Source organism: Okeania sp. SIO2F4, from assembly GCF_010672385.1.
Taxonomy (GTDB): Bacteria; Cyanobacteriota; Cyanobacteriia; order Cyanobacteriales; family Microcoleaceae; genus Trichodesmium.
In genome coordinates, this window is record NZ_JAAHGT010000225.1 from 1 (window position 1) to 11,664 (window position 11,664).

Sequence of the window (11,664 nt, forward strand, 5' to 3'; positions counted from 1 at the left end):
TTGTCTATATTATAGTCAAGTTGATTAGCTATCTTTTCAAATTCCTCTAACATTGGTTCCATTAGAGGTGAATGGAAAGCATGGGATACCTGTAGTTGCTTCGTTTTAATTCCTTCCGACTCTAACTTACTAACGATTTCCCTTACCGCTTCTGACTCTCCAGAAATTACCACACTTGCTGGCCCATTAATCGCTGCCATAGCTGCTTTATCTGTGTAGTCTGTTAGGAGAGGACGTACCTTTGATTCTGAGGCCATAACTGACACCATTTCACCACCAGAGGGTAACTTTTGCATTAATCGTCCCCTGGCAGTAATTAATTTTAATCCGTCTTCTAAACTAAAAATTCCTGCTATTGTTGCTGCAACATATTCACCTACACTGTGACCCATGACTACATCTGGTTGAATTCCCCAAGATTGCCATAATTTAGCCAAAGCATATTCAATAGAAAATAGTGCTGGTTGAGTATAAGCAGTTTGGTCTAGTGGAGATGAATCAGAATCTTTTTCAGTGTCAGAATACATAACATCCAACAGAGAAACTTGTTCTGACTCTTCTTGCTCCTCAACAATTGTACTGAAAATTTGATGACATTGGTCAATCGCTTGCCGGAAAACTGGTGCTTGCTGGTATAATTCCCGACCCATATTAACGTATTGGGAACCTTGACCAGTGAATAAGAAAGCCACCTTTGGTAAAGCGCTACTAGATGCTTGTCCAGAGAATACTTCCTCCCCAGTTAAACCAGGGCTTAATTTATCCGATAACTCTGCTTGACTTGCTGCGATAACTGCTAACCTATGATTAAAATGAGTACGTCCTGTGTTAGCTGTATAACAAATGTCAGACAACTCAATCTCATTATTTTCTTGTGCCAGATAATTTTGATAACGAGCAACCGACTCCTCCAAAGCTTTTTTAGTTTTAGCCGACAGAGTTAATAAATGCAGCGATCGGTCTAAAGAATCATCATTATCATCTTTTGATTTTTGACTTTTAACTTGTTTAGGTGCTTCCTGCAAAATCACATGAGCATTAGTACCACTCATACCAAACCCACTAATTCCTGCTAACTTAGGTTTACCTACTTTTTCCCAAGGTATCACACTTGTTGGCACCTGGACTGGAGTTTTATTCCAATCAATTTGAGGGTTAGGTTGACTAAAGTGAAGGTTTGGCGGAATTTCCTTATTTTGCAGAGCCAAAATAATCTTAATTAAACCTGCAACTCCAGCAGCAGCTTCCAGGTGTCCCACATTACTTTTAACCGCACCCAAAACTAGAGGGTCTTCCTTACTTCTTTCTTGACAATAGACCTCATCAATAGCTTTTACCTCCAGAGGATCTCCCAGAGAAGTTCCCGTACCATGACACTCAACATAGTCAACTGCTGACGCATCTACCTTAGCATTTGCCAAAGCTTGTCGAAGTACCTTCTTTTGCGCTTGTTGGTTAGGAACCGTTAATCCACTACTTGGACCATCATGGTTAATAGCAGAACCTTTTACCAGAGCCAAAATGCGATCGCCATCTGCCACAGCATCCCGAAGACGTTTCAGAACAAGGATACCGCAACCCTCCCCACGAGCATAACCATCAGCATTAGCATCAAAAGTCTTGCAACGACTATCGGGGGATAATGCTCGACCTTTACAGAACCCATGAGTAACATTGGGATGAAGCATTAAATTTACTCCACCCACCAGAGAAAGATTAGATTCCCCACTCCGTAAACTCTGACAAGCTAGGTGCAAAGTAACTAAGGATGAGGAACAAGTTGTATCCAGACTAAAAGTCGGTCCCTGTAACCCAAAAACATAAGCCACTCGACCAGAGGAAGTATTCATCGCTGTACCCAGACCCAAATAAAAATCACCCAGGTTATTAGGTAAGGCATTTACACCGATTATGGCATAATCATTAAAACATTGACCTATGTATACTCCAGTATTAGTATTTTTCAAACTCCTGGGTGAAATACCTGCATTTTCTAATGCTTCCCAGCTCACCTCCAACAGCAGTCGTTGTGATGGGTCCATCTTACTTGCTTCTGACCCAGAAATACCAAAAAAGGAGGGGTCAAAGTGGTCTATAGGTTGTTCCAGAAAATAACCATGACGAACGTAGATTTTGCCTGGTGTTTCTGGGTCGGGGTTGTAGTATTCATCATTATTCCATCGCTCTTTGGGAATCTCTACTCGACCATCTTTTGATTCTTTGAGAAATTTCCAGTAAGATTCGGGAGTATCAACACCTCCTGGAAAACGACAAGCAGTACCAATAATGGCTATTGGTTCTGTGGTTGCTGTGTCAATTTCATTTAACTTAGCAGTTGCTTGTTTAACTGCTAATAAAAGACGTTGTTGACTTGATAGTTCAGGAGTTTCGGTACTATTTACCATTGTTTAATTCCTTGTTTGGTATATTTTATAGCGTTTCACGGAAGTCAAAAGTAATATTAAATTTGTTGGCAATGGAAGTCTTGTAAGAAACCTGGTTTACGGGAAACAAATCTCAGTCTAGTGAGCATTTCATATAAACCAGGTTTCTACACCTTTTATACCAACTCTTTCTTCCTGTTCCCTGTTCCCTGTTCCCTACTTTTCTCTAGATAAACTGATAAAGTTCAGTCAGAGCTTCATCAATAGCTTCATCCATTTTGTCTTCTGAAAGCTGACTAATTTGTGTAATTAGATTTTCTGTATCAACTACAGCATCAACTTTCCCAGACTCAGTTTCCGTTTGAGCTATTTTCGGAATTATTCCTTCTAGATACTCAGCTAACGCCTGAATATTTGGATACTCAAAAGTAGAAGTTGAGGACAAAGTAATACCTAAATCTACCTGAATCATTTGCCCAAAATCCAATGCCATCAGTGAATCCATTCCTAAATTAAAGAATCCTTCTTCTGGGTCTGGTAAATCATTTTTACCCCTCCTCAATACTTTAGCAACAACACTAATCAAATAATCAACCATTAACCTTTGTCGCTGGTCAGTTGTTGCTACCTTCATTTGTTCTAACAACTCCCGTTGTTTCGGTCCCTGGTTTCCTCCTTGAACTGGATGCTGAATTGCTATTTCTGATAGGAATGTTGGAGTCATGGTTCCAAACTGACTCAATAAGTGCGGCCAGTCAATATTAAATATTGCTATCTGTGCTTCCTTGGTAGCTAATACTTCTTCTAATGCTTGTAACCCTTGCTCTGCTTTAATTCCTTGTAAACCTTGGCTTTGTAGACGACCTTGTTGCTGTGCCCCCATTCTAGCGGCAATACCAATATTTGCCCAAGGTCCCCAGTTAATACTCAATCCTGGTAATCCTAAATTCTGACGATATTGGGCAACGGCGTCCATAAAAGCGTTAGCTGCAGCATAGTTACTCTGACCAGGGGAACCTAAAACGGATGCTATGGAGGAGAAGCAAACAAAGAAGTCTAATGATATATCTTTTGTTAGTTTATGTAGATTCCAAGTTCCTGCTACTTTCGGAGCGGTCACTTTTGTGAACTGTTCCCAAGTCATTTGTTGTATAAAGCCATCATCTACAATTCCAGCAGCATGAATCACACCTTTAAGGGGAGGCAAAGATGTCTGTATCTTTTGGAAAACATCAATCATGTCTTTCTCAACAGAGACATCTCCCAATAATACTGAAACTTTAGCACCTGCTGTTTCTATCTCTTGAATACTTTCCTTGGCAGTTTCTGAAGGAGAGCTACGTCCCAATAAGACTATACTCTTAACTCCCTGTTTTGCCAGGAACTGAGCAACTTCTAATCCTAAAGCACCTAAACCACCAGTAACTAAATAACTTGCCTCACTCTGAATAGCTAACTTAGTATCATCGGTATTATCGAACCTTGGTTCAATTAACCTGGCAACTTGACGCTCTCCTTGAGAATAACGGATCTGATGTTCTGCCATCCCTGATGTCTGATGGTTAACTACCTCATCGAATAAAACTTTTAAATTTTCTTGTTCATCAGCATCAGGATCTAGGTCTATACAATGAGAGAATAACTGCGGATACTCCATAGTTATAACTTTACCTATCCCCCATAAAAGTGCTTGTTGCGGTTGAGCGTTACTACTAACTCCTGACTCCTGACTCCTGACTCCTAAAGCAGCACCTTGAGTAACTAACCACAGAGGAGGTGATTTTTCTAGCGATCGCATCCCTTGCAGCAGATTAATTGTACTACCACAAATTAGCTCCTCAGCTTTAGTCAAATCTACAGCATCAGTATCTAAACTCCAGAGGTGAATAATACCCTTCAATGGTAACTCGTCTGTTGATTCATTTACCTCATCAAATAACTTCTGGAAATGTTCTGATTCTATTGGAGATAATTGAATTGTCTGCTTTTTGTCTTCAGAAGATAAATTCTTGTAACTATCTCCTGGATAAACAACAATACACTGATGACCTTGCTCTAATAATTTGGAGTTCAGGCGATCGCTCCATTCTTTTAACTTACTATTTGATTCTCCTGTAGGGCAAAATAGCAAATAAGTTCCTAGTTCCTGTGTCTCACTAGGCATCAAAGCAGCAGGTTGCCATTCTGTTTGATAGTACCACTGACTGAAATCTAACCCAAAACTCCTCAACAATAACTTGCGACTTAGTTGGCGGAAATCAATACCAATATATTGTGCTAATACTTTGCCTTTTCCATTCAGTAGATAAGTATCGCCCCGAAGTTCCCCTGCTGCATAAGAACTTGACTCATAAATTTTGGTGTAATACCACAATTCATCGTCAATGTCAATATCCTCAAAAAACTTAAAGCTCTTTGCTCCTGCGAATGCGTAAGCTACAGGTTCCATCCGAGTGGAATCGCTATCTTCTCCATGACCATTATTTTCAGCATTTGGAGAAAACTCTAGATGTGTTGACAGCATAGCTACCGCAACAATTCCAGAATCAACCATACCAGGATGAGGCAAATATTCCTGCATTTCCTCATTGCCCTCACCTGATTTGATTTTCAACAACCCTTCTCTTCCCCCTAAGAAAGCTTTTTCTGTCCATTGAAAAGTTGGTCCAAGACTAAACTGTCCTTCCAGAGGTTCCAGAATTGCTGAGTAATATTCATCGCTCGCAAAAGCTTCAGTACATCGGTTTTGTATAGCAGCAATATCAAAATTTTCCTGAGTAAATTCCGAGTTTTTAGCAGCTCTGACTTTTGCTTTACAATGAACCGTCCAAGTTGTTGAGGGGTCGTTTTCTGTTCCTGCTTGACAACTAATCAGTTGGTAAGTATACTCTGTCTCCTTTTCTTGCTCTAAAAGAACTTGCACTGTGCGACTAGAACTTTCATCAGCTCCCAATATCTGTAAAAATTCAATATTTTCGACAACGCAAGACTCACTATTTAGTACCTCTTTACCAGCAAGTAAAGCCAACACAATATGAGACGCACCAGCTACAACTATTTGACCGTAATACCTGTGGTCTTTCACATAAGAAGGAAACTCAGGAGTTAACTTCGTTTGGAAGCGGAACTGTTTAGCAAACGGTAAAGCTAACTTCTGACCTAATAAAGAAGATGTTTGTTCATCAACAACAAAACCATTATTGCTAGAAACAGAAACAGTAGCTGAAGCACGGGAATAGTTATCTATCCAATATTTTTGTCGTTGGAATGGATAAGTAGGTAATGTCACTTTCTGACGAATGTATTCCCCATCAAATTCCACCCAGTCTACCTTTACTCCCCGCACATATAACTCTCCCAGAGAAGAAAGCATCTCGGAAAATTGCGCTACATCAGGACGTAATGATGGCAACCAAACACCTACATCTGGTAAACAGCGACGACCCATACCTAATAAAATTGGTTTCGGTCCGACTTCTAAGAAAATTTCAACTCCCTGTTTCTGTAAAGCATCCATACCTTCAGTAAACCTTACTGGTAGACGTACATGATCTACCCAGTATTTTGGTTTTGTGATACTTTCGTCTGCTATTTTTCCGGTAACGTTGGATATAACTGGAACCTCTGGTTGATTATAAGTCAGTTCCTTAGCTACTGCTTCCCATTCTGCCAACATTGGGTCCATCAATGGAGAATGGAATGCGTGAGACACCTGTAATTGTTTAGTTTTAATTTTTTCTGATTCTAAACTACTAACAATTTCCCTAACTGCTGTCGCTTCACCAGAAATCACTACACTTTTTGGTCCGTTTATGGCAGCGATCGCCACTTTGTCTGTATAAGGTTTGATGAGTTTTTTCACCTTTGTTTCTGATGCCATCACCGCAACCATTTCTCCACCTGCGGGTAACTGCTGCATCAATCGACCCCTTGCTGCGATGAGTTTCAGACCATCTTCTAAACTAAAAATTCCGGCTACTGTTGCTGCCACATATTCACCAACACTATGACCCATAACTACATCTGGTTTAATACCCCAAGATTCCCACAACTTAGCTAGAGAGTATTCTATGGCAAATAAAGCAGGTTGAGTATAAGCTGTTTGGTCTAGAGGAGATGTTTCTGCATCAGGATAAATAATTTCTAGAATGGAGTCAACACCAAGTTCTGCCAATATTTCCTCACATTCATCAAGTGCTGCTCGGAATACTGGTGCTTGTGCGTATAACTCCTTACCCATATTGATGTATTGGGAACCTTGACCTGTGAATAGAAAGGCAACTTTAGGAGCAGCAGCATTGGTTAACAGTTTTCCAGAATAGATACCTTCTAATTTATCTTCTGGTTTGAACTGTCCTAGTTTTTCGACTAATTCTGTTTGGTTTTCAGCAACAATTGCTAATCTATGGTTAAAATGAACTCTTCCTGTATTGGCAGTGAAACAAACATCTCCTAGATCCAAATCTGGATTAGTATCTAAATATTTATGATAACTATCCACTAAATCTGCTAAAGCTGTAGGAGTCTTAGCTGACAAAGTTAATAGATGAGCAGGACGTTGTAAATCATCTTCTTCTTTAACCAGACTGGGAGCTTCTTCCAATACAACATGAGAATTAGTTCCACCTATACCAAAAGAACTAACTCCAGCTCGTAGAGGAGTGCCGTTGCGTTTCCATTCCGACAAAGTATTGTTGACATAAAATGGAGTATTACTAAAATTAATCTGGGGATTAGGTCGCTCGTAGTGTAAACTTGGAGGTATTAAATTATTTTTGAGTGCCAAAACTGCTTTAATCAGTGAACCCACCCCTGCTGCAGTATTCATGTGTCCCACATTAGTTTTTAGGGAACCTACAGCGCAAAATTGTTTTTTATCGGTATGCTCTGAAAAGGCTTTGCTTAAAGCTTCAATTTCAATAGGGTCTCCCAACTCTGTCCCCGTACCATGAGCTTCTATGTATGTAATCGTCCCTGGATCTACACCAGCAACAGCTTGAGCTTCCGAAATAACTGCTGATTGACCATCTACGCTAGGAGCAGTATAACCCAGTTTCAAAGAACCATCATTATTAATTGCAGAACCTTTAATTACTGCATGAATAATATCTCCATCCGCGATCGCATCTTGCAGCGGTTTGAGTAAAACAACTCCCGCACCATTACCAAAAACTGTTCCAGAACTTCTGGCATCAAAGGCTCGACAATGACCATCGTGAGAACCGATCAATCCTTCCTGGTGTAAGTATCCTACATTTTGAGGAACTTGAATCGAAACACCACCTGCTAAAGCCATGTCACATTCTCCATTTATGAGACTTTGACAAGCTAAATGTACAGCAACTAATGAAGTTGAGCAAGCTGTTTGAATAGTTATCGCTGGTCCAGTAAGATTCAGTTTGTAAGCAGTGCGTGTTGCTAAGTAATCTTTGTCATTAGCAACCATTTGGGCAAAGGAGCGACCATCTAACAGAATAAAATCTTCGCTACCAAGGTTATACATCAAGTATGCAGGTAGTCCAGCACCAGTATAAACCCCGATTGAACCGTCATAGTTTTCTGGGTTATAACCACTACTTTCTATTGCTTCCCAAGCACACTCTAAAAAAAGTCGTTGTTGCGGGTCTATTTCTTCTGCTTCTCGAGGACTATAGTTAAAGAAGTTAGCATCAAACATATCAATGTCTGCAACTCTAGCACTAACTTTAACATAGTTGGGATTATTAAGTGTTTCAGAGGCAATACCAGATTTTGTCAACTGTTTATCTGATAATAAAGAGATAGATTCAACACCATTCTTGAGATTATCCCAGAACTCATCCAGGTTTCTTGCCCCTGGAAAACGTCCAGACATTCCTATAATAGCAATTTCGTTATCGTTATATTGTTGTTCTTCTGGTTGATTCATAATCTTTATTCTTACTTATAGATTTTAGTACAGAAACTAGGTTTGTTTTAATCAATCTCAATATCTTGAAATACTTACAATACAAACCTAGTTGCTCAGTCTAACTTTTGACTTTCTAAACTGGTTATAAACCTGCTTTCTCAGTCTGAATTTTGACTTTTGACTTTTGACTTTTTTTTAATTCCCTATTTTTGAGAACGGAGTTTTTTCCGAATGTTACCCCTTCCACCTTTCTTAGATAGACGTTTACTTACACGCTTCTCATAATTCACTTTGCCTTTTTTGTTTGATTCTGCTGCACCACCATTCATAATAAACTCACTTAATGAATGAACAGTTGGATTAGCTAGCAAGTCAACAACCTTCAAATTACTCATATCAAATATTTCTTGCAACTTGCCATACACCTGTATCAATAGTACAGACTTACCTCCTAATTCAAAGAAGTTATCATAAATCCCGACTTCTTCTATTTGCAATACCTCCTTCCAAATAGCAGCAATTTTTTGCTCAGTTTCATTTCCTTGTTGTACAGTTTGAGAACTACCATTTTTATCAGGGTTTTGTAACCGTTTACGGTCTATTTTTCCATCAGATGTTAATGGTAATTCCTCTAACTGCACAAAAGCAGAAGGCATAATTTTACTGAGAGTTCCAAAGCGATCGCGTACTTCCAACTCTTCTAACTGACTTAGAGAAAACTCTGTTGTCTTGGAAGTAAAGTAAACAGCCAACTGTTGTAAACTCTGACAACCTCCTTTTCCATTCTCAATTTGATGCTCTAATATTTCTAAAACATACTTACCATCAGCTCCTTCTGTTGCTACAAAAGTTCGGGGTGTTGCTGTCACATCAATTGTCAATGTAGGCAACTCTAACCGCTTGGCTAAACCTATACGCGCTGGTTTCCCTGTCAAACCTTTGGGAATAGCATTCATCCAGACTAAGCATTCTGGCAACCATTGGGTTTCCAGTTCTTTTTCCTTCATAGCAAACTGACGTAATGCTGCCAGAGTTGGTCGTGACTGATTGGGCACCGGTACTATCGCTGCTCCTACCACTTCACCAAAAAGTTCATGGGGGGCTGCAAATACAACTACCTGACCTACCGCTGGATGGCGTTGCAACACATCTTCCACTGCCATCGGGCTAATTTTTTCCCCTGCTCGGTTAATAATTTCTTTGAACCGACCCACCAGATAAACATAACCATCTTTGTCTTTGTAACCTTTATCTCCAGTCCTTAACCAACCCTCAATAAAAGCTTCCTCATTGGGATTATAATCCATCCATTCCCGTAACTCATATCCAGCAGTCACACAGGCACCTTGAACCATTACCTCTCCCTCAGCATAAGGTTCTAGCACATTTAAAACTGGTTTGCCTTGGTCATTTGCCTTGACATCTCCAATAATTACTTTCGGACCAGCAGCACGACCCACAGAACCACGCTTGAGTAACCCCTTTCCTACTTCTGGACTACAGATAGGCATAGATTCTGTCATGGCGTAGGTAGGCAATACTTCACAGTTAAATGCTGTTGCCATCCGGTCTGCAATAGCTGGTAGTAGTGCTGCCGAACAGTTACGAATTAAACGGAGAGAATGGTCGGGAGCTTTACCTGTTTCAGCTATAGCTTCTTCTGCATATTCCAAAATTGCTTGGTGCATGGTTGGTACAGCGGAATACCAAGTTATTTTCTTTCTATCACTTCCCTCTTCTGGTTTCAGCCACTTGAAGAAATCACCTACTCCGTTTTCTGTTGCGTATAAACCAGGAGTGCAAAGTACGCTAGCACCAGCTAACATCGAAGCCAGAATATTAACAGAAAGACCGTGGATATGAAATAGCGGCATAATATTGATGCAGGTGTCCTCTGGAGTCACTTTTATAGTCCGACTAATAGTCAGGGAACCTGAAGTCAAATTTCCGTGAGTCAAAGGCACCGTTTTCGGTTTTCTGGTTGTTCCACTGGTATGCAGCACTAAAGCTACATGGTCGCGAGTAGGTTTATTGTCATCTCCTGTTATTGGTTGATGATTTTCCTTATTTGTCGTAACTTCTTCGAGAGTAAACAAACCACATACTGAAGCATCGGGTATTAGCTCAATGACTCGCACTCCTAAACTTTCGGCACAAGCTTTTAACTTAGCATTCTCAGTGCTGTTAGCTTCTCCTCTCTGTAAAACTAAAGCTACTGCACCCAAGTCTTCCAACTCAAATTGAACTTGCTTTTCTGTCAGAGATGTGCTAATGGGAGCAAACACACATTGTTGTGCTAGGGACAAAAATAATGTAGCTGCCTCTGGTCCGTTGGGAGTGGCAGCACATACGCGGTCTGTTATTTTAATCCCCAGATAGCTGAGACTAGCGTTATCTGGGGGTGACTTGACAAAATCTTTTAGTTGTGCGTGAGTCAGAGGTTTGCGACCATCCGTACTATATATCGCTGGTTCATCTGTACCTGGTAATAAATCTGACCAGGTTTGAAATTCTACCGATGCTGCTATCTCATCTACTTCACCGGGGTTAGTATCAAGAAGGTTTTGGTCAGCTCTTGGTTGTAGGTCTTGTGTGCTATCCTTACCGTTCTTTTCTACTGATTTTTCCTGAATAACTGGTATAAATTGGTAAGCTTCTTTGCGCTGTACAACTACTGCAACTTCCTCTATTTCAGGATGCGATCGCAATTTTTCTTCCCAGCGGTTAATTAAATCTGAATCAATAACTTCTATACTTGTTAAAACAGTTTCCTCTATTGCTCCTGATTCTGTTTTTGGTAAAGAAGAAATAGGTACATAAGCATCGGGGTGAAATTCGGGAGATAGATAAGATTCTAGAAAAGATTGTACTTTTGTTATAGAATAATTATCCGCTATAACCCCATAAGCAACCAGTTGATTATCCCTGGTTAAAACTGAATATTCTTCAACTTCAGGAATAGATTCTAAACCAGATTCTATCAGATTTACTTTTCGTGATTTACTATAAATCACTGCCTTATGTTTTACTAGATATTCTGATAGTTCTAATTCATTAATTTTCGTATCAGGAGCATTAATTCCTTTCTCTAGAATCAACATATAAGAATCTATAAAACCTGTAATTGTTTCTTCCTCAAACAATTCAGCATTATAAGTAAAAGATCCTTTCAACTCCTGATTTATTTTCAATATGGTGAAAAATAAATCTATATCTGTAGGCAACTTTTCTTCTATTGAAGTTGCAGTTAAACTAGAATATTTTTTGGTATTTTCTCCAAAGTCAATATAGTCAAAGAAAAGCTGAAATAAATTTTTGTATTGTTGATAATTCTTCTGATTAATTAACTCTGCTACAAAATTGAGAGGAATATGTTGATTTGCATAAGCT

The 11,664-nt window shown here is 39.6% G+C and carries 3 protein-coding genes; all 3 read right to left on the reverse strand.

The window, feature by feature from the left end; all coding sequences use genetic code 11:
- On the reverse strand, positions 1-2,405 hold a 2,405-nt coding region (locus F6K22_RS15875; protein ID WP_293099532.1), incomplete at its 3' end, for a type I polyketide synthase.
- Between the two features lie 205 nt (positions 2,406-2,610).
- Positions 2,611-8,292, reverse strand: a complete 5,682-nt coding sequence (locus F6K22_RS15880; protein ID WP_293099535.1) for a type I polyketide synthase — start codon at positions 8,290-8,292, stop codon at positions 2,611-2,613.
- 185 nt (positions 8,293-8,477) lie between these two features.
- Positions 8,478-11,664 (reverse strand): AMP-binding protein (locus F6K22_RS15885; protein ID WP_293099537.1); only part of this gene is annotated, 3,187 nt, incomplete at its 5' end.

What these genes read in the sequence shown, in the direction of transcription:
- F6K22_RS15880 (WP_293099535.1), bottom strand. Translation starts at nt 8,292, where the DNA reads ATGAATCAACCAGAAGAACAACAATATAACGATAACGAAATTGCTATT.